The sequence below is a fragment of the Actinophytocola sp. genome (assembly GCF_045807065.1).
GTDB lineage: Bacteria > Actinomycetota > Actinomycetes > Mycobacteriales > Pseudonocardiaceae > Actinophytocola.
This window is the reverse complement of the sequence record NZ_JBJMIE010000159.1, coordinates 1-18,058: the sequence shown is the minus strand read 5'-3', so window position 1 is coordinate 18,058 and position 18,058 is coordinate 1. Positions and strand designations below refer to the sequence as shown.

Below are 18,058 nucleotides of genomic sequence, written 5' to 3'. Positions count from 1 at the left end.
GGGCCTGCTCGCGCGACCTCCTGACCTCACCGGAGCGGCCGGTCGGTCCAGGTCGACTCGTCGGCAGGGTTCGGCACCAGCCGCACGGTCCGGCCGATGGCGAACAGGGTCTCGCCGTCGGCGGATCCTCGCGCACGGATGTCGAACCGGCCGATGACGTCGTAGATCGAGATCTCGTTGCCCGAGACACGCGCGAGGTGCCCGTCCACGGTCCGGTTCGAGTGGCCGGCCCCGGTGTCCATGCTCTCGTCGACGCCGACGATGATCCGCGTCTCCGTGGGCCTCGACGGAACGAGGTTGGGATAGGTCATCTCGTCCGGATGGGTGGGGTCGTCAGCGGCGAAGACCAGGTAGGTCCCCCTACGAGGATCGAGCATGAAGGATGTGTCGGTGCCGACGAACTTGCGGTGCTCGGGCCGCGGCATCGTGAACGGTGTGGTCACCGGTGAGCCGGCCGTGACCCGCACCGCGGACGCGACCCGCGCCATGGCGTCCCGGGCGGGAATGTAGGTCCCCTCGGCCGCGATGGAGAGGAACGCCCAGCCCCCGTCGGTCCACTGCCACGCGAGCGCGAAGTCGTCGTCCAACTTGATCCAGTAGGCAGGCCTGCCCTGCACGGGATCGGCCGGGGTGCCGGTCTTCGGGTCGATGGGGTGCCCGGCGTCGTCCACGAGTGGGCGACCCGGTGCGAACACCGTCAGGTCACCGACGCCCTCCTCCGTTGCCAGATAGGCCTGCTGCCAGTGCCGTGCGGTCTCGTAGCGGGTCATCGAGGCCACCGAACTGTCGAGCGTGATGACCCGACGCAGCGGGTCGAATTCCGCGCCGGGGGGCTGTGCCGTCTCGACGCCCGGGGTGCGGGCAAGTCCGACCACCGACACCACGGACAGCACCGCGACCACGAGTGCGCCCACGCTGAGCATGCGTCCGCGGACCCGGCGCCGCCCGGCACGCATGGCGCGCTCGATGTTTACCTCGGACGGCGGCAACGGGACATCGTCGCGCAGTATCTCAAAAAGCCGTTCCATGATCAGGCCTCCTTGGCCGTGAGTGGAGAAGGTGTACCGAGCCGCTGCCGCATCGACGTGAGTGCCCTGGCGGTCTGGCTCTTGACCGTGCCGGGGCTGCAGCCGAGCACGTGCGCTACATCGTCGACCGACATGTCGAACAGGAACCGCAGCACCAGCACCTCGCTCAGCCTGCGCGGCAGGTGTTTCAACGCCGCCCGGAGCGTGGCGCGGTCCTCGGCCCGTTGGTCCGGCTCGACGGCGACCTCCGGCGCGGCGGCGAACAGCGAGACCCCGGTCCAGCGCAGCCTGCGCTCGTCGAGGAACACCCGGACGAGAATCCGCTGGGTGTAGGCATCGGTGTTGTCGGCCCCCCGCACCCGCCGCCAGTTCACGTAGAGCTTGGTGATCGTCTGCTGCACGAGGTCGTCACCGCGGTGCGCGTCCCCGCACAGCCGGAACGCGGACTGGCGGAGCCAGGGCAGGGCGGCACGCACGTAGTCGACGTACTCCCGTTCCAGTGCTGCTTGCATCGTGTTCCTTCCGTGCCTCTGTACCCTCTCGACGGGTTCGGAGCCACGGCGCGTTCTGCGAGTTCTTGTCGACCTGCCGGGCGCCTGTTCGTATGAGCGGCATGGACGTACTACTCACCGGCCGCGGCCTGCTGGAATCCATCCGCTGGCACGACGGGCGGCTCTACGTGTCCGACTGGTCCGCGGGCGAGGTGCTCGCCGTGCCGGGCGGGGTGCTGGCGTCGGTGCGGTCGCTGCCGCTGTGCTTCGACTTCCTGCCGGACGGCTCCCTCGTCATCGTCGACTCGGCCGCGGGTCGCCTGCGAGGTCCCGACGTCGACCTCGGCCGGACGGGCTGGAACGACATCGCGGTCGACGGCCACGGGCACATCTACGTGAACCGGCCCGACTTCACGGCCCCGGCGGGCACCATCCACCTGGCCGGGTACGGCGAGGTCGCCGGGGACCTGGCGTTCCCGAACGGGATGGCGGTCACCGGGGACACGCTGATCGTCGCCGAGTCGCACGGCCACCGGTTGACCGCGTTCGACATCGCCTCGGACGGCACGCTGTCCGGCCGCCGGGTGTGGGCGGAGCTGGGTGCGGGCACGCCGGACGGCATCTGCGTCGACGACGACGGCGCGGTCTGGTACGCCGACGTGCCCAACCAGTGCTGTGTGCGGGTGGCGGCGGGCGGCGAGGTCCTGCGGACGGTCCAGCTCGACCGCGGCGGCTTCGACTGCGTGGTGGGTGGCGGCACCCTGTACGTCGCGGCGGCCGAGTGGCGCGGCATGGCGGAGGACGAGATGGTCACGCCCGGCAGCGGTCAGGTGCTCTCCGTACCGCTCTGAGGCAGCCCGCGCAGCAGGGCACGCAGTGCCGGGGCGTCCATCAGGGCCGGGTACGGACGTACCGGCCGCGAGTGGGTGGCGGGTGGGGTGTGGGGAGGCGGTGCATGAGGGTGTGGCTGGCGCGTTGGTCGGCTTCGTTCACCCAGGCGGTGTTGTAGCGCAGGGTGGTGCGGCCGTCGTCGGCGTGGCCGAGTCGGCCGGCGACGGTGCGCAGGTCGACGCCGCTGGTGATGAGTTCGGTGGCCGAGTAGTGGCGGGGTGGTGCGGATCCCGAGCTGGGTGACGAGGTGGTGGTAGTGGCGGCTGAGCGCGTCCGGCACGGGATGGGTGGTGGCGTCGGCGCGGGGGGAGAACACGAAGCCCTCGTCGATCAGGGTCGCGCCCGCCAGCGCCGCACGATGCCGGCGCGTCTGCTGGTAGGCGGCGAGCATCGCGGCCGTCCGCGGGTCGAGCGCGATGTGGCGGCGTTGGTGGAGTTTGGTGGCCTTCTCCCAGGTGTCGCTACCGGATCGGGCGATGCTGGTCCGGATCACCAGCACCCGGCGGGTCAGATCGACGTGGCGCCAGCGCAGCGCGCACAGCTCACCGCGGCGCGCTCCGGTGGCCATCGCCAACCACACCAGCGGCCCGAGATCGGGGTCGGCCCACGCGGCGGTCAGGATGCGGGCGGCCTCGGCGGGCGTCGGAGGGTGGGGTTCGGGGTGCGGGACGCGGGGTGGGGCGGCGTCGGCGGCGGGGTTGCGGTCGATCCAGCCCCAGCGGACCGCGCGCCGGTAGGCGCCGCTGACCAGGTAGTGGATCTTGCGAATGGTGCCGGGTTGCAGCGGCCGGCAGCGGTGTCCGTCCTCGGGCTGGCGTCCGTTTCGGCGGTTGTCGCAGTGGTCACGGCAGCGGCGCAGCACGGCATAGAGGTAGTCGAGGACCTCGGCTGTGACCGCGGAAAGGCGGAGATGGCCGAGCCGGGGTTGGAGGTGTTTGGTCACCGTGTGGCGGTAGGAGCGGCGGGTGGTGTCGGTGGCGTGCACCAGGTCGACGTGGCGGTCCAGCAGCTCGGTGACGGTGAGGTCGGAGCGGGGCCGGCGGCGGTCGCGGACCTGGTCGACGAGGCGGCGGCAGGCGGCTTCGGCGCCGGCGTGCGCGGTGGGGCCGTCGGGGACGGTGTGGCTGAGGTTGTGCTGGCGGCCGGTGACGGGATGGGTGCCGGCATAGACCCGTACTCGCAGCGATCCGCTGGGCAGCCGACTGATGGACCCTCGGGCACCCCGCCGGACCGGATGAACCCTGTGGTTCAGCGGAATGGTGGTCTTGTCACGAGCCATGCCACGCGATCCTTTCCAAGATCGCTGGTGACAGACCCCGCGGTCGCACCTCTTGGGCCTGGAAACCGCCGTCTACCTGCTGGTTTCCTGCCTCACGTCGCCTCAATGGCGGAGGGTGCTCCCAACGGGATTCGAACCCGCGCTGCCGCCTTGAAAGGGCGGAGTCCTAGGCCGCTAGACGATGGGAGCCCGGGTTGCCCACTTGGAGCATCGAAAGCGTATGACATGCGTCCGGGGGCCCGGCAAGCGGGTCTCTGGAAGCGGTCCTACCTCGACAAACCCGGGTTCCACCGACTGGCGCACGTTACCGTCGAACGGGCGGGATGCCGTCCTCCCCGGGCACGAGGCCCAGCATGTCCAGCAGCTCGCGGCAGTCCTCGATGCCGTTCGAGCCGGCGGCCACGGCGAGCTGCGCACGCCTGACCTGCTCGTCGGACACCCGTGAGGTCTCACCGTTGCGCTGTGTCGGTACACCGCCGGTACCAAAGTTGAGGGCGGTGTCCCGCGTGTCGTGTTGCAAGAGGAAATCGCGAACTTCGACCGGACCGCTCATGTCGCCTCCCCGACCATCAGGTTTCGGGGAAGGCTATGAGACCGGAGGGGCCCGCCACAGCCCCCCGAGGAGTGAATCGTGAGCGCACGCTTAGTAGTCAGCGCTTGCCGGTCGTCCACCCGGACGATCGACGGGGTACCGGTTGTGTGGGCGACGCTCACCCGAATGGGCGCATCCGCACACAGTGGACCTCACGGGACCCTCCCTGAGTGGTCCCCCTGATCGAGTACGCCCGCCGCAACCCGCGTGACCTGCGGTAACGCAACGTCGGCAATCCGACCCATGTGGGGGATCTTGCCTTCCCGACCAGGCGACGAAGCTCAGAAAGGAGGGACCGGAGAGGAAGGAAGTCGAGTTCAGTGCCCATGCACACGATCTACAACGTCTACCGGGTCGATGGCATGACCTGTGACCACTGCGCCAGCTCCGTGAGCGAGGAGCTGTCCGTGCTCGATCACGTCACCGATGTGGCGGTCAACCTGAAGACCGGCGCCGTGACCATCGCCAGCGCCGGCGAGCTGAGCCTGCCGCGGGTGCAGGCCGCACTGGCCATGACTGGCCACAGCCTGACCGAATGATGTCCGCACGGACTCTTCCGAGGTCCTGCCCGCGGCTCGTCGAGGTCCTGGCCGCGACGCACCCGTTCGGGCATCAGCCCTGGTCGAGGTCGAGCAGGGTGAAGAGTTGCGTGTCCGGTCCGACACTCTGTGAATAGTTACCTAGAAGTTTTCACCTTTGCCCCCTCGCGAGAGTCGCGTGCGCGTGCAACAATCGACTCGCTGACACACCCCCGGTCAGCGCCTGTGGAGATCCCCTCCGGCCCCCGCGTTCCTCCCCCTGGCGCGGGGGCCTCTCCATCCTCCGCGACGCATGTTCGCGGAACGCGCTCACCGTTTAGCGGATGTCGACCTTTTTTTGGGGGTGCTACCCCCAAACCCCGCCCGGGGGGCTTCGCCCCCGGACCCCCCTCGCTGTCGGCGGCTGGGCAGCTCACGGCGCTCACGGCGCTGTCGGCGGCTGGGCAGCTCACGGCGCTGTCGGCGGCTGGGCAGCTCACGGCGCTGTGGGCGGCTCGCGAGCTGACGGCTAGGGCCTCCTTCGGGCCTCTTTCTTCGGGCGTCTTTGGCGGGGCTTCCTAGAGCTGGGCACCTGGGCCGCTGCTCTTGTCACTTGCTCTTGCCACCTATGCCTTGCTGGTGGCCGCTCCTTCTGTGTTCGTGCTGGCGCCCACGGGGGCTCTGGCCTGCGCGTATACGGAAAGTGACGTGACACTCATGGGGGAAGTTGGTTGCCTTGCTGGTCACACCGCAACCTGTTCGTTATCCTCCTATGGTGATTTTCACCGGACGTAGTCGACCTAGCGCCAAGCCGGCGGCTGAGGCCGCTGATGTGGGGCGCCATCGCACCGAAGGCGAGCTTGTCGAGAACGACCACGAGCTCGAGTCGTACCTGGCCGCCCTTTCCCCCGAGGGTGACCCGGAGACGACCGGCTCCGGCCGCCGCTTCGGTGGGTCGCAGGTCTACCAGCTGCGACTGTCGCTGATGGCGAACGAGCAGCTGCGTGAGATCGCGGCGTACAACCAGACCTCGCCACTCGCGCTCGCCCAGGAGTGGGTCATGCAGCGCCTCGAGTGGGAGGCGCAGCAGCTTCCCCGCCGCTGAGACCCAGGAACCCCGACCCAGACACACAGACCCTGAAAAGAAGGGCCCCGGTCGCACCCGACCGGGGCCCTTCTCGCAGTGAGCTACCTACAGTGCGCGTACGTTCGTCGCCTGGGGGCCCTTTGTGCCCTGCCCGACCTCGAACTCGACGCGCTGGTTCTCTTCCAGAGTTCGGAAGCCCTTACCCTGGATCTCCGAGTAGTGCACGAAGACGTCGTCGCCGCCTTCGTCAACGGCGATGAAGCCGAAGCCCTTCTCGGAGTTGAACCACTTCACAGTGCCCTGTGCCATCCGCCTGCCTCCATCGCAGGATCAGCATGGGGTTACACCGTGCAACCCCGGCAGCCCCTCGGGCGTTGCCTCCGCCGACCTGCAACGGAAGTGCGGCACGCCCGCGTTTTCGTTCCGCGAGCGTGTAAAGCACGAACACAGAAACCACGGCCTGCGCGGCAGAGCGTAGCGCGTCCAGCACTCCGAGCACTACTACTTGCACACGGTTGATTACACCCGTGGTTCGATCTCCGCAGGCTGAGCGCGGGCGAACGATTGTGATCTGCCTCACACGCGTTTGAGCCAACGCGGATCCACTCAAAGGCGTCGAAACACATGTGAGTAAGGCGCGGCGGGTCTGTAGGGGGAACTGATGGGTGCAACGAGGTCACGGCTGCTGTCAAAGGCCCTGTTGACGGCCGGGATCGTGGCCGTCCTGGGGCTGACGGCCTGCACCTCCGGCGGCGACGGCGACGGCGCCGCCACAGGGGGCAAGGGCGCGGCGACCAGCCCGTCCGGTCAGGCGGCGCCGAAGCCGCCGGCGAAGATCACTCTCGATCCGGCGTCCGGGGCCGCGGACGTGTCACCGGCCGCGCCCGTGAAGGTCACCGTCGCCGACGGCAGGATCGAGGCGCTGACGCTGACCAACCCGGCCGGCAAGCAGGTCACCGGCGCGCTGTCGCCGGACGGGACGACCTGGACGGTGGGCGAGCCGCTCGGCTACGGCAAGACGTACACCTGGACGGGCACCGCGAAGGGCACCGACGGCAAGTCGGCGCCGATCACCGGCTCCTTCACGACCGTCACGCCCGCCCGGCAGATCAACGCGTCGCTGAACGTGGGCGACGGCAAGACCTACGGGGTCGGGATGCCGATCGCGATCACGTTCGACCGCGACGTCACCGACAAGGCGAGCGTGACGAAGGCGCTGACGGTCACGACGTCCGTGCCGACCGAGGGTGCCTGGGCGTGGCTGTCCAACCGGCAGGTGCACTGGCGGCCCAAGACGTACTGGGCGCCGGGCACGCAGGTGAGCCTGGTCGCGAAGCTGTACGGCACGCCGTTGGGGGACGGCAAGTACGGCGCCGAGGACCGCACGGCGAACTTCACGATCGGGCGGTCGCAGATCGTGCAGGGCAACACGCAGACGCACCGGCTCGTGATCATCCGGGACGGGCAGCAGGTCGCGGACTACCCGGCGAGCTACGGGCTGGACTCCGACCCGGGCCGGGTCACCAACAGCGGCACGCACGTCGTGATGTCGAAGCACGAGACCTACTCGATGTCGAACCCGAAGTACCACTACGAGAACGTCGTGGTGCCGTGGGCGGTGCGGATCTCCAACAACGGCGAGTTCATCCACGGGTACGGGCCGTCGGTCCCGGAGCAGGGCAGGCGCAACGTCTCGCACGGCTGCGCGAACCTGTCCCCGGCGAACGCCAAGGTCTACTTCGACAGCGCGATGGTCGGCGACCCGGTGGAGATCACCGGCAGCACGAACCAGCTCGGCCCCGAGGACGGCGACTACTACGACTGGGCGTTCACCTGGGACCAGTGGTTGGCGAAGGCGGCCTGATTTCCTAGGGTGTTGCCCCGGTGCGGGACGAGCATTGGGGCAACATGACTGATCTGGTCGTACGTGCGTCCGGGGCCAGCGCGGTGCGCACGGCGATCGACGCGCCGGCCGAACCGCCGCGCTCGCCGGCGCAGGTACAACTGTTGATGCGGGTCCCCCGGCCGGTGCCGGGGGTCCTGTCTTTTTCGGATTGTTCGCTGCGGGCCAGCCGCGGCGGGACGGTGTTGTTGACCGTCGCCACCGCGAAACTCTCGCTCGATTTCGCCGAGCTGCGGCCGCTGATGTTCCGCCCGGTGCCGGTGGCCGCGCCACTGCAGGCGTTGTTCGCCTCGGCCGTGTCGCACCTGCTCACCGCCGCCGATGGTCTGGACCAGCACGGCGTCAAGCCGTACCTGACCGGGCTCGCGGAACTGGTCCTGCGCAGTGCGCTGCGGACGGAGCTGGACCGCGCGGACGCACTCGCCTCCCGGCGCCGGGAGGCGGTCGAGTACATCAGGACGCACCTGCCGGATCCGGCGCTGACGGCCGAGCGGATCGCCGAAGCGCTGTTCATCTCGCGCCGGCGGCTGTACCAGCTGTTCGACGACGGTGACGGTGTGTCCGGTCGAATTCGACAGTTGCGAATAGACCGGGCGAAGGAGCTGCTCGCGGACCCGGCGCACGCGTCCCGGGGCATCGGTGAGATTTCCCGACAGTGCGGTTTCGCCAATGCGGCGCATTTCTCCCGCACTTTCCGAAAACTGACAGGGTCTTCGCCGAGTGATTACCGGGACGCGCTGTCGGCCGGTGGTGTGAAATCCACCGAGGACACCAGCTGACCGAGAATCGCCGCCAGTTCCAACCAGCCGCGTCCCGTTCGCGAGTGCAGGGTGAACACGGCCATGCGGTGCCAGGCCGGTGCGACCACTACGGCCTGTAACTGCGCGCCCGACATCAGCAGGCGTTCCGCGATGACCACCGGGTAGCCGCGGGTCGTCTCGGACGTGGTCACCTCGTGGATGTCGTCCTCGTCCACCAGGTGGCGCCGCAGGTCCTCGACCGGGACGTCCGCGGGCACGACGTTGCCGACCAGGATCGCCGGATCGGCGTCCGCGTGGGTGAGCACGGCGACCAGGCCGGCGCCGTTCTCGTGGGCCAGTTCGGCGGCGTCCTGCGCCGCGAGTGCCACGCCCGGGTCATGTGCGGTCTCGGGGCCGCGGGCCTCGACCATCAACGCCGCCAACGCCGCCGCCATGGCCTCGACGGACTGCGTCGGTATCGGAGTCAACCCCGGGACGGTCGCCAGCTTCACCGCGGTGTCTCGTTCAGCTCGATCAACTCGCCGGTACCCGGCTCCCGCTGAGCCAGCACCGCGGCCACCGCGCCACCTGGCGGGGTGGTGAACCCTCTCGGCGACACCAGCGTCCCCAGGACCATCGCCGTGCGGGACGACCGGCGCAGCACGCCCGCCACCGCGCTGATCTCCGCGCGCTCCTGCGCGGGCACGGTACCCAGGGCGACCGCGGCCTCGTCGGCCGCGCGCAGGTGGTCGTCGGCCAGGGTGCGGGCCTCGGACAGCACCGCCTCCAGCGCCGCCTCCGCGGCCGTCACCCGTTCCGTCGCCACCCGCACCGCCGCGTCCGCGGTCGCCGCGGCGGCCGCGGTGGCCGCCAGGTCCCGCTCGTTCTGCCTGTCCTGCAACGCGTCCCGGGCGTTGTCCAGCGCACCGCGCAGGCGCGTGGCCCGGGCGTCCAACTCCTCCGCGCGCCGGTGGTTCGCCGCCAGCGTCTCCGCCCACTGCTCCAGCACGGGGATCGCCGCCCTCAGTCGTTCGGGGTCCCCCGGTGGGACGGCGTGCTCGCGGAACGCGTCCGCGGCGGCGCCCTGCCAGGTCGCCGCGTGCCGGGTCGCCGATCGGATGCCGGAGTCCGCGGCGGACAGGGCGTCCACCGCGGCGCGGAGCTGGGCCACGACCTCGCCGACCGCGTCCACGCTGCCCGGCGTGGGGTCGAAGCCGAGTCCGCGGTAGGTCACGGGCCCTGATCGAACCGGCTGGCCGCGCCCATGTCCAGGTCGGCGTACGTGTCGCGCACGCGGGCCACGCTCGCCGACATCTCGGTGACCGTCGTTCTGGCGCTGGCCAGGTCCGCCGACGCGGTCGCCAGCAGGGCCGCGACCGCCGGACCCAGCCGACCGGGGCCGACGTCACCGGGCGGGGCGAGCTCGACGGCCAGGGAGTCCGCGGCGGTCCGCAACGCCGCCGCGGCCGAGCCGATCGCCGGCAGGTCCGCCTCGAAGCCGGTCACGCGCCGAACACCGGCGGGTACGCCGGCGGCAGGTCGTCGAGGAAGTCCACACCCACCTCGTACTTGTTGCGGTGCTCCGTGTCCTCCTCGTCCTGCGCGCGCCCGAACGGCATCCCGCCGAACGCGCCGCCCGCACCGCCCCCGACCCGACCCGTGGCCCCCGCACCGAGCGCGCCGCGACCGGGCACTCCGCCCACGCCGGCCATCGCGCCGAAGCCGGGCGAGTTGCGGATGACGTCCGAGCCGCCCGAGCCGAGACTGCCAAGGCCACCGCCGTACGTGCCGCCGTAGCCACTGCCGTAGCCACTGCCGAAGCCACTGCCCTGACCACTGCCGAAGCCGGTACCGGTGACCCCATCGGGTGGTGCCAGGAACCCCGCCGCGCCGGTCGTCGAGCCCGGGCCGGCGTCGGTCCCGTTCCCGGCGCCCGGGCCGCCGGCGCCGGTCCCCGCGCTCGGCGGCGGCGTGACGTGCGGGGTGCGCGTGCTGGGACCGGGGTCCGGGGCGGGCGTCCAGTCCGGGACGTCGTTGGTCGTCGGTGCCGCGTCGGTGAAGTGCGGCATCGAGTCGTGGACGTCCTTGCTCTGCGCCTCGTAGGTCTCCATCACGGCCACGGCCTCCGCCTTGCGGGCGCGGGCGGCCTCGTTGCTGACCATGCCGTCGGACAGCAGCTGTTGCAGCAGGATGGCGGTGCTCGGGCCGCCCGTGCCGACCACGGTGTAGCCGTCGCGGAAGTTGCGTTCGGCGCTCGCGAACGCGGGCTCCGGCATGCGCTTCTGGGCCCGCTCGACCGCCTCGGTGTAGTTCGCCATGCTCTGCGCGATCGTGCTCGCGGTCTCGCTCGCGTCCCCGGCCCACTGCACGAGCCGCGTGTTCGACTCGGCCGAGTTGACCGCGGCCTGCCCCCGCCACGCGCCGAGCAGCCGCTCCATCGTCTGCCGCACCTCGCCGGTGGTGGCGTCGATCCTGGCCGCGAGCGACTGCCACTGGCCGGCCCGCGTGGCCATCGCGCCGGGTTCCGCGGTCATGATCATGTCGTACAGCTGGTCGTGCTGATAGGCGTTCCAGTTGACCTTGCCGAAGCGGCCCGGCTCGCGGTTGCGCTGCCGCGCCCTGGTCAGCCTGTCGCGCTTGTCCTTCGCGTCGTCCGACCAGCCGTGCGCCTCGCGCCACGTCTCGTGCCGGCGGTCGTGGTCGTAGTCGTTCACGCGATCTCCTCCGCCTGCCGCCGCAGCCGGCTCACCGTCTCCTGCTCCACGCTCTGGTAGGACGCGAGCGTCTTCAGGATCGTGACGCGGACGGCGAGCAGCTCCGCCATGTACTGCTGCAACGCGGTCTGCACCCCGCCCTCGTCACCCGCGCGGGTCTGGAACGCCAGCCGCATGGGAGCGGCCACCGGGCTCTTGCCGTCGCCGAGCGGGCCGGTCAGGTCGTCGGCCTCGGTCAGGTGGGCGGCGAGGTCGTCGTGCAGGACGGCCAGGTCGCGCTCGGCCTGCCGCAACGCGTCGAGGTCGACCTCGATGCCGTCCATGCCCTCGCCGGTGACGCCGTGCCGCTGCCCCTCGATCCGGTCGATCTCGGGCAGCAGGTAGGCGACGGTCCGCTCGCCGTACTCGTGGCGCAGCCGTCTCGCGTCGGTCAGGTCGTCGATCCGCTCGGGCCCCATGTGGGCATTCCAGCACACTGTGCCGACAGTCACGCGCGAACGCTGCACGGTGGGACATGGCCGTGACTCAACTGGACAAGCTTTACGCTGAACGAGTGAGTCGTGTACCCCCGAAGTGGCCGCCGGTAGAGGTCGTCGTGCCGGCGCCGCACCCGGACGCCCCCGCCCCCGGCACCAAGCTCGGCCCGCACTACGCCCAGTGCTTCGGCTGCGGTGACGAGATCGAGGGCGGCCTGCGCCTGCGCACCGAGTCCGGCCCGGACTCGACGATCATGGCCCAGTTCACCGTCACCGAGGCGCACCAGGGTGCACCCGGGCTCGCGCACGGCGGGCTGCTGGCCTGCGCGTTCGACGAGGCGCTCGGCAGTACGGTCGGGCAGCTGCTGCGCCGGCCCGCGGTGACCGGGCGGCTGGAGACGGATTTCCTGCGGCCCGTGCCGGTCGGTTCGACGCTGCACATCGTCGGCAAGCTCGACGGGGTGGCCGGGCGGAAGGTGTACGCGAGCGCGGACGGGCGGCTCAACGCGCCGGACGGGCAGTTGGCGCTGCGGGCGCGGGCCCTGTTCGTGATCGTGGACTTCAGCCACTTCACCACGCACGGCACCGCCGACCCGCGCGACGTTCACCCGGACGTGAACCCCTGATGGTCTTCGGCTTGTTGCTCAGCGTGCTGGTCACGCTGCTGCACTGGTACCTGTGGAAACGCCTGGTCAAGGACACCACCCGGCCCGGCCCGGTGCGGCGGGTGCTCACGTGGGTGCTCGTGGGGCTGACGGTGCTCCTGGTCGCGACGCTGGTCCTGCCGCGCGTGATCGGACCGACGAGGTCGACGTGGTTCGCGTGGCCGGGGTACGTCTGGTTCGCGCTGCTCATCTACCTGTTCCTGACGCTGGCGGTGCTGGAGCTGCCCCGGCTCGCACTGCGCGGTTGGGCGCGCCGTAAGCCGCTGGAGGCGTCCGCCACGGCCGACACCTCGGCGCAGGCGGAGTCGACCGTTCCCGAGCCGACCGTCGCGGAGCCGGCCCCGGCGGGTCTGAGCCGGCGGTTGTTCCTGGCCCGGACGAGCGCGGCGGTCGCGGGCGCGGTCTCGGTCGGCACGGTCGGGGTGGGGATGGCGAACGCTCTCGGCCCGCCGGACCTGCTGCGCGTGCCGATCCGCCTGCGCACGCTGGACCCGGCGTACGACGGCTACCGGATCGCGGTCGTGTCGGACATCCACCTGGGCCCGATCTCCGGCCGTGCGCACACCGAACGCATCGTCCGCATCATCAACGAGACCTCCCCGGACCTGGTGACGATCGTCGGCGACCTGGTCGACGGCACGGTCGACGAGCTGGGGCCCGCCGCCGCGCCACTGCGCGACCTGGTCTCCCGCGACGGCGCGTTCTTCGTGACGGGCAACCACGAGTACTTCAGCGGCAACCCGCTGGCGTGGCTGCGGGAGCTGGAACGCCTCGGCGTGCACCCACTCCGCAACGAGAACACCGCCATCGGCCGCGCCTTCGACCTGGCGGGCGTCAACGACCTCTCCGGCCGCTCGATCGACGACGGCCCCGACTTCGACCGCGCGCTGTCCGGGGTCTCGTCGTCCCGCCCGACGGTCCTGCTGGCACACCAACCGGTCCAGGTCTCGGACGCCGCGGCCCGCGGCGTGGACCTCCAGCTGTCCGGCCACACGCACGGCGGCCAGCTGTGGCCGTTCCACTACGTCGTGGGCCTGCAGCAGGGCGCGCTCGCCGGGTTGTCCACTGTGGACCACACGCAGCTGTACGTGACGCGTGGCGCCGGTTTCTGGGGTCCGCCGGTGCGGGTCGGCGCCCCGCCGGACATCACGGTGCTGTCACTGCACAGCGCGGGCTAGCTCATTCACGCTACGCGACCGCTCGGCTTCGCTCTATAGTTCGCTGAGCCGCATCACCGAGGGGGATCGCGCATGTCGCCGCACGCCTACCTGCTGGAAGTTCCGCTGGAGGACGGCAGTCCGGTGCTGGTCGAGGTCACCGACCCGAACATGAGCGACCTGGTGCCGGCCGGCAAGCCGGGAGCGATCATCGGCCGCGCCCGCACCACCATGGAAGCCGCGCTCGCTGAGCTGACCCCGACGGTGAAAGCGCTCTCCGAATGGGCGAAGTCCGGTGCACCCGACGAGTTCACGGTCGAGTTCGGCGTGAAACTGGGTGGCCAGACGAACGTGATCATCGCCAGCGGCACCGCCGAGGTCAACTTCGTCCTGAAGCTCACCTGGAAGAGATAGCCCGGTCATGGCACCCCGGTCGACCAACGCCATCGTCACCTTCCGCGGCGCGGCGGGCGTGGTCGGCGTCGGTTTCCTCATCGACGATCGGCGGCTGCTGACCTGCGCCCACGTGGTCAACCAGGTGCTGGGCCGCGACCACGACGACCGGCGCAAGCCCGTCACCCCGGTCGAGGTCGAGTTCTCGCTGGTCGACGGCCACCCGACCGCCACGGCACAGGTGACGGTGTGGGGCCCGACCCTCGGTGACGCGGACGAGCGGCCGTCCGACATCGCCGGCCTCGAACTGCTGCCGGCCGAGAACGCCCCGCCGGGCACGAGCCCGCCGGGTTTCGCCAGGCCACAGGCCGACTCGGTGGTGCACCTGTACGGCTACCCCGCCGACCGGCCCCGACCCGACGGCGCGTGGACGGTCGCCACGCTGCGGCACCGCGTCCGCACCGGCCTCATCCAGATCGACTCGAACGAGGGCGCCGCCCACCGCGTCCAGCCGGGCTACAGCGGCAGTCCGCTCCTCGACGCGAGAGAACGCGTGGTCGGCATGCTGGTCACCGCCAGCACGCGCGGTGACCAGCACGACGGCTACGCGATCCCCGGTGATCGGCTCAGAGCGGTGTGGCCGAGGGCGGCTCGCCCGCCCACCGCCCTGCCGTCGGCTCCCGTCCGGCTGCGGCGGGTGTCGTGGAAGTGGCCGGTCTCGCTCGCCCTGGTGGTGGTGCTCGGTGCGCTGCTGGGGATCTGGCGGCCGTGGACGTCCGCTTCCGCACCGGCGAGGACGGACTGCGTGCCGCTCGAGGTGAGCGTGTCGACGGAGAAGGACGAGTTGCTCGCCGAGTTCGCCGAGTCGTACAACGCGGCCCGCCGGACCTTCGGCGACGGGAAGTGCGCGCGGGTGCACACGACCGGCCTCACCTCCGGCACCGCGCAGACCGCGCTCGCCGACGGGTGGCCCACCGCCGCCGTCGGGGGACGACCTCGACCGCAGGTGTGGCTGCCGACCTCCTCCCTGTGGCTCGAGCTGCTGCGGTACGCCGGCCACGGCGACCTGATCGTGGGTACACCCAGGGCCGTCACCTCGAGCGTGCTCGTCGTCGCCATGCCCGAACGCATGGCCAAGGCGATGCGTGACCGCGACGACGACATCGGCTGGGCCGACATCCTCACCCTGGCGCAGGACGAGAGGGGCTGGGGCGCCTTCGGCCACCCGGAGTGGGGCCGGTTCGTGCTGGGCAGGGACAACCCGCACTACTCGACCTCCGGCCTCGCCGCGACGGTGGCGACCTACTTCGCCGCCGTGGGACGGCTCAGCGGGATCACCGAGGCCGACCTCGCGAACGGCGCGGTGACGAGCTTCGTCCACGGCATCGAGTCGTCCGTGCTCAGGTACGGCAAGGACGCGACCGAGTTCATGGGCGACCTCTACGAGCAGGACCGCGGCCGCGCCTCGGACGAGCCCTCCGTCAGTGCCGTGGTGGTCCAGGAGCAGTTGGTCTACCTGTACAACCGAGGTGCGCCGACCGGCGACCTCACCGACCTCGACCGCGGGCAGCGACCGCACGAGCGGATGGTCGCGGTATACCCCCGTGAGGGCACGATCGAGCTGGACCACCCGTTCGTCGTGCTGTCCTCGGCGTCCGCGGCCCAACGCGCGGCCGCCGCCGACTTCTACGCCTTCCTCACCGAAGGCGCACAGCAACAGCGGTTCATCGACCTCGGGTTCCGGGCCCTGGCACATCGCGAGCGACCGACCAGCACGCTGGCCGACACCGTCGGTGGGTCGGCCAGGAGCACCCAGCAGTTCGTCACGCCGCCGGAACCGGCGGTGCTGCACGCGATGCAGCAGGCGTGGGACGGCACCCGCAAGCGGGCCCGGGTGTTGCTCGTGATCGACGTGTCCGGCTCGATGAACGAGCCTGTGAACGCGCAGGACCCGAACTCCGGAACCAAGCTCGACCTGGTCAAGCCGGCCGCGAAACGCGGGCTCAAGCTGCTCGGCGACGATGACCAGGTCGGCATCTGGACGTTCGCCGACGACCGGGCGCAGCTACTGCCCATGTCCCGGGTCGGGAACGTGCGGCCACAGCTGGACGGGATCATCGACGGGCTCACCACCGGCAGCGACACCGCGCTGTACAAGACGACCTGTGCCGCCAAGAACGAGTTGCAGGCGGGGATCGACCCCTCCCGCATCAACGCGGTCATCGTGCTCTCCGACGGTCGCAACCACCCCGCCGACGACGCGGGCCGGGCCGCGCTGCTCCAGTGCGTCGACGCGGCGAACCAGGAGACCTCGGTGCGGATCTTCACGGTGCCCTACGGCGCGGACGCGGACACCGAACTGCTGGGCAAGATCGCGGACGTGACCAAGGCGCAGTACTACGACGCGGCCATCGACCCGAAGAACATCGACGAGGTGATGGTCTCGGTGTTCAGCAACTTCGGCGGGCTCACGTGAGCGTGCGCGGGCGGATGGCGTTGGCCTTGTCGACCAGTTCGTGGCGTTTCTCCTGGCTGCTGGCCAGGCGGGCGAGGGTTCGGTAGCAGCGTTCCAGGCCGAAGCGCAGGTCGCGTTCGGTGAGCTTGCAGCCCAGGACCGTCCGGTTCGGCGAGTCGGGGGCGCCGGCGGGCCGGCCGGCGCGCACCCACTCGTGGGCGGCCTCCAGCACCTCCGCCGACAGGATGGTCCGGCGTTCGGCGTCCAGGGACAGGCGTTCCAGCCGGCGGGACGCGTCCTGCAGGTCCTGCTCCGTCACGCGGGTCGCCTCGTCGGCGCGCGTCTTGATCTTGATGGCGGCCACCTGCGCGGCGACGTGGTGACTGGACGAGTCCGGCACCGCCTCCAGCACCTCGATCGCGCCGGAGCGGGCGCCCTGGGCCAGGTACACGCGGGCCAGGCCGAACGCCGCGCTCACCCACGCGCGATCGGTGCGCCAGACCAGCTCGTAGAAGCGGGCGGCCTGGAAGTAGTTGCCGGCGTACTCCGCGGCGACCGCGAGTGCCAGCTTCGGCGGGATCTCGCCCGGCACCGCGTCGTACACGCGCTCGAAGGCGGTCATCGCCTCCGCCGGTTTGCGGTTCGCGATCGCGATCAGGCCCTGGTACCAGTCCGGGCGCCAGTCGGCCGGATCGGTCGCCAGGCGGCGCGCGGCCTCCAGCTCACCCTGGGCCTGGCGCAGCTCGCCCAGTTCGAGCCGGGCGCGGACCATGCGCAGCCGCACCTCGATCGAGTCCTGCGGCGCGGACTGCAGCGCCGCCAGCATCTCCGCCGGTTCGCCGACGGTGATGCTCGCCAGGGTGCTCGCCGCGTGGTCGTGCGTGTCGACCATCGGCAGCGGCAGGATCGACGCGACCTCCAGCGGGTCGGGCGACGGCAGCGACCCGCGCTCACCGATGACCATGCCGGAGCCGAACGTCCTGGTCTCCAGCGCGAAGACGGCCGACGTCCCCGGCCGCGGCCGCCCCGTGCCGAGGGCCATGACCTCACGCAGCACACCGGTCAGCTGGTCGGCCATGTCCTCCGCGGACGCGAACCGCTGCAGCGGGTCGGAGTGCGTGGCCCGCTTGAGCACCCGGTGGTACGACCCGAACAGCGCGAACAGCGGCTCCTCGTCCGGGCCGGGCAGCGTGTGCTTGTGCCGCGTGGTGTACCCGCCGAACTCGATGGACAGGACGGCGAGCGTGCGGCCGACCGTGTAGATGTCGCTGGCGACGGACGCGCCCTCGGTCGCCAGCTCCGGCGCGGAGTAGCCGAGGGTGAAGAACAGCGGCGAGTCCCAGTCGTCGATCCTGCGGACCGCGCCGAGGTCGATGAGCTTGAGCTGCTCGCCGGCCTGGATCACGTTGTCCGGCTTGAGGTCGCAGTACAGCATCTCGATGCTGTGCAGGTACCCGATGGCCGGCAGGATCTCCAGCCCGTACGCGATCACCTGCCCGATCGGCAGCGGCTCGGCCTTGCCGGTCTCGCGGTGGTGCTCGAGGGCGAGCTGCCGCAGCGACTGCCCTCCGACGTACTCCATCACGATGTAGCCGACGAGGTTGCCGGTCTTCGGGTCCGGGTGCTGGACGAAGTTGTAGATGCGGACCACGTTCGGGTGCTCGACCTC

Annotated in this window: 20 protein-coding genes and 1 tRNA gene; 9 read left to right on the top strand and 12 right to left on the bottom strand. The window is 70.8% G+C overall.

The window, feature by feature from the left end; genetic code table 11:
• Positions 1 to 26: 26 nt before the first annotated feature.
• The gene (locus ACJ73U_RS09410) at positions 27 to 1,028 is read right to left on the bottom strand and encodes a hypothetical protein (RefSeq protein ID WP_407777161.1); all 1,002 of its coding nucleotides are present in this window, start codon (positions 1,026 to 1,028) and stop codon (positions 27 to 29) included.
• Positions 1,029 to 1,030: 2 nt separating this feature from the next.
• Positions 1,031 to 1,540: a SigE family RNA polymerase sigma factor gene (locus tag ACJ73U_RS09405; protein WP_407777160.1), complete on the bottom strand. Its 510-nt coding sequence runs from the start codon at positions 1,538 to 1,540 to the stop codon at positions 1,031 to 1,033.
• A gap of 101 nt (positions 1,541 to 1,641) precedes the next feature.
• Between ACJ73U_RS09405 and ACJ73U_RS09400 the strand changes: the two genes are divergently transcribed.
• On the top strand, positions 1,642 to 2,370 hold the full coding sequence (locus ACJ73U_RS09400) for an SMP-30/gluconolactonase/LRE family protein (protein WP_407777159.1): 729 nt from the start codon (positions 1,642 to 1,644) through the stop codon (positions 2,368 to 2,370).
• Here ACJ73U_RS09400 and ACJ73U_RS09395 read toward each other — a convergent pair.
• From ACJ73U_RS09395 to ACJ73U_RS09385, 3 genes are all read right to left on the bottom strand, one after another.
• Positions 2,346 to 3,689 (bottom strand): tyrosine-type recombinase/integrase, encoded by a 1,344-nt coding sequence (locus tag ACJ73U_RS09395; RefSeq protein ID WP_407777158.1) that lies wholly within the window; start codon positions 3,687 to 3,689, stop codon positions 2,346 to 2,348. The genes ACJ73U_RS09400 and ACJ73U_RS09395 overlap by 25 nt on opposite strands.
• 116 nt (positions 3,690 to 3,805) lie before the next feature.
• A tRNA-Glu gene (locus tag ACJ73U_RS09390) sits at positions 3,806 to 3,878 on the bottom strand.
• A gap of 115 nt (positions 3,879 to 3,993) precedes the next feature.
• Positions 3,994 to 4,242, bottom strand: a complete 249-nt coding sequence (locus ACJ73U_RS09385; protein ID WP_407777157.1) for a hypothetical protein — start codon at positions 4,240 to 4,242, stop codon at positions 3,994 to 3,996.
• Positions 4,243 to 4,607: 365 nt separating this feature from the next.
• Here ACJ73U_RS09385 and ACJ73U_RS09380 point away from each other — a divergent pair, with 365 nt between their 5' ends.
• Entirely contained in the window at positions 4,608 to 4,820 is a 213-nt protein-coding gene (locus tag ACJ73U_RS09380) for a heavy-metal-associated domain-containing protein (protein ID WP_407777162.1), read from the top strand.
• Between the two features lie 811 nt (positions 4,821 to 5,631).
• The gene (locus ACJ73U_RS09375; RefSeq protein ID WP_407777156.1) at positions 5,632 to 5,904 is read left to right on the top strand and encodes a hypothetical protein; all 273 of its coding nucleotides are present in this window, start codon (positions 5,632 to 5,634) and stop codon (positions 5,902 to 5,904) included.
• Positions 5,905 to 5,991: 87 nt separating this feature from the next.
• On the opposite strand, the gene ACJ73U_RS09370 is transcribed toward ACJ73U_RS09375, so the two are convergent.
• On the bottom strand, positions 5,992 to 6,195 hold the full coding sequence (locus ACJ73U_RS09370) for a cold-shock protein (protein ID WP_133905397.1): 204 nt from the start codon (positions 6,193 to 6,195) through the stop codon (positions 5,992 to 5,994).
• Positions 6,196 to 6,547: 352 nt separating this feature from the next.
• Here ACJ73U_RS09370 and ACJ73U_RS09365 point away from each other — a divergent pair, with 352 nt between their 5' ends.
• Together ACJ73U_RS09365 and ACJ73U_RS09360 are read left to right on the top strand one after the other, a co-directional pair.
• On the top strand, positions 6,548 to 7,750 hold the full coding sequence (locus ACJ73U_RS09365) for an Ig-like domain-containing protein (RefSeq protein ID WP_407777155.1): 1,203 nt from the start codon (positions 6,548 to 6,550) through the stop codon (positions 7,748 to 7,750).
• Positions 7,751 to 7,794: 44 nt separating this feature from the next.
• Positions 7,795 to 8,568, top strand: coding sequence for a helix-turn-helix transcriptional regulator (locus tag ACJ73U_RS09360; RefSeq protein WP_407777154.1), 774 nt, complete (start codon positions 7,795 to 7,797; stop codon positions 8,566 to 8,568).
• Here the strand turns inward: ACJ73U_RS09360 and ACJ73U_RS09355 are convergent.
• Genes ACJ73U_RS09355 through ACJ73U_RS09335 form a run of 5 tightly spaced genes read right to left on the bottom strand, consistent with a single transcriptional unit; the run spans position 8,514 to position 11,734 of the window.
• Complete coding sequence (locus ACJ73U_RS09355; protein ID WP_407777153.1) at positions 8,514 to 9,017, bottom strand: hypothetical protein; 504 nt, start codon at positions 9,015 to 9,017, stop codon at positions 8,514 to 8,516. The genes ACJ73U_RS09360 and ACJ73U_RS09355 overlap by 55 nt on opposite strands.
• Before the next feature lie 20 nt (positions 9,018 to 9,037).
• Complete coding sequence (locus tag ACJ73U_RS09350) at positions 9,038 to 9,763, bottom strand: hypothetical protein (protein ID WP_407777152.1); 726 nt, start codon at positions 9,761 to 9,763, stop codon at positions 9,038 to 9,040.
• On the bottom strand, positions 9,760 to 10,035 hold the full coding sequence (locus ACJ73U_RS09345; RefSeq protein WP_407777151.1) for a hypothetical protein: 276 nt from the start codon (positions 10,033 to 10,035) through the stop codon (positions 9,760 to 9,762). Before ACJ73U_RS09345 ends, ACJ73U_RS09350 begins: the two co-directional genes overlap by 4 nt.
• The gene (locus tag ACJ73U_RS09340) at positions 10,032 to 11,243 is read right to left on the bottom strand and encodes a WXG100 family type VII secretion target (protein ID WP_407777150.1); all 1,212 of its coding nucleotides are present in this window, start codon (positions 11,241 to 11,243) and stop codon (positions 10,032 to 10,034) included. Before ACJ73U_RS09340 ends, ACJ73U_RS09345 begins: the two co-directional genes overlap by 4 nt.
• Positions 11,240 to 11,734 carry a hypothetical protein gene (locus ACJ73U_RS09335; protein ID WP_407777149.1) on the bottom strand — a complete coding sequence of 165 codons (495 nt, stop codon included), beginning with the start codon at positions 11,732 to 11,734 and terminating at the stop codon, positions 11,240 to 11,242. Before ACJ73U_RS09335 ends, ACJ73U_RS09340 begins: the two co-directional genes overlap by 4 nt.
• Before the next feature lie 62 nt (positions 11,735 to 11,796).
• On the opposite strand from ACJ73U_RS09335, the gene ACJ73U_RS09330 reads away from it, so the two are divergent.
• From ACJ73U_RS09330 to ACJ73U_RS09315, 4 genes are all read left to right on the top strand, one after another.
• Positions 11,797 to 12,345, top strand: coding sequence for a PaaI family thioesterase (locus ACJ73U_RS09330; protein WP_407777148.1), 549 nt, complete (start codon positions 11,797 to 11,799; stop codon positions 12,343 to 12,345).
• Positions 12,345 to 13,562 (top strand): metallophosphoesterase, encoded by a 1,218-nt coding sequence (locus tag ACJ73U_RS09325; protein ID WP_407777147.1) that lies wholly within the window; start codon positions 12,345 to 12,347, stop codon positions 13,560 to 13,562. Before ACJ73U_RS09330 ends, ACJ73U_RS09325 begins: the two co-directional genes overlap by 1 nt.
• A gap of 72 nt (positions 13,563 to 13,634) precedes the next feature.
• Entirely contained in the window at positions 13,635 to 13,955 is a 321-nt protein-coding gene (locus ACJ73U_RS09320; protein WP_407777146.1) for a CU044_2847 family protein, read from the top strand.
• 7 nt (positions 13,956 to 13,962) lie between these two features.
• The gene (locus ACJ73U_RS09315; RefSeq protein WP_407777145.1) at positions 13,963 to 16,410 is read left to right on the top strand and encodes a substrate-binding domain-containing protein; all 2,448 of its coding nucleotides are present in this window, start codon (positions 13,963 to 13,965) and stop codon (positions 16,408 to 16,410) included.
• Here ACJ73U_RS09315 and ACJ73U_RS09310 read toward each other — a convergent pair.
• On the bottom strand, positions 16,403 to 18,058 hold a 1,656-nt coding region (locus ACJ73U_RS09310; protein ID WP_407777144.1), incomplete at its 5' end, for a tetratricopeptide repeat protein. The genes ACJ73U_RS09315 and ACJ73U_RS09310 overlap by 8 nt on opposite strands.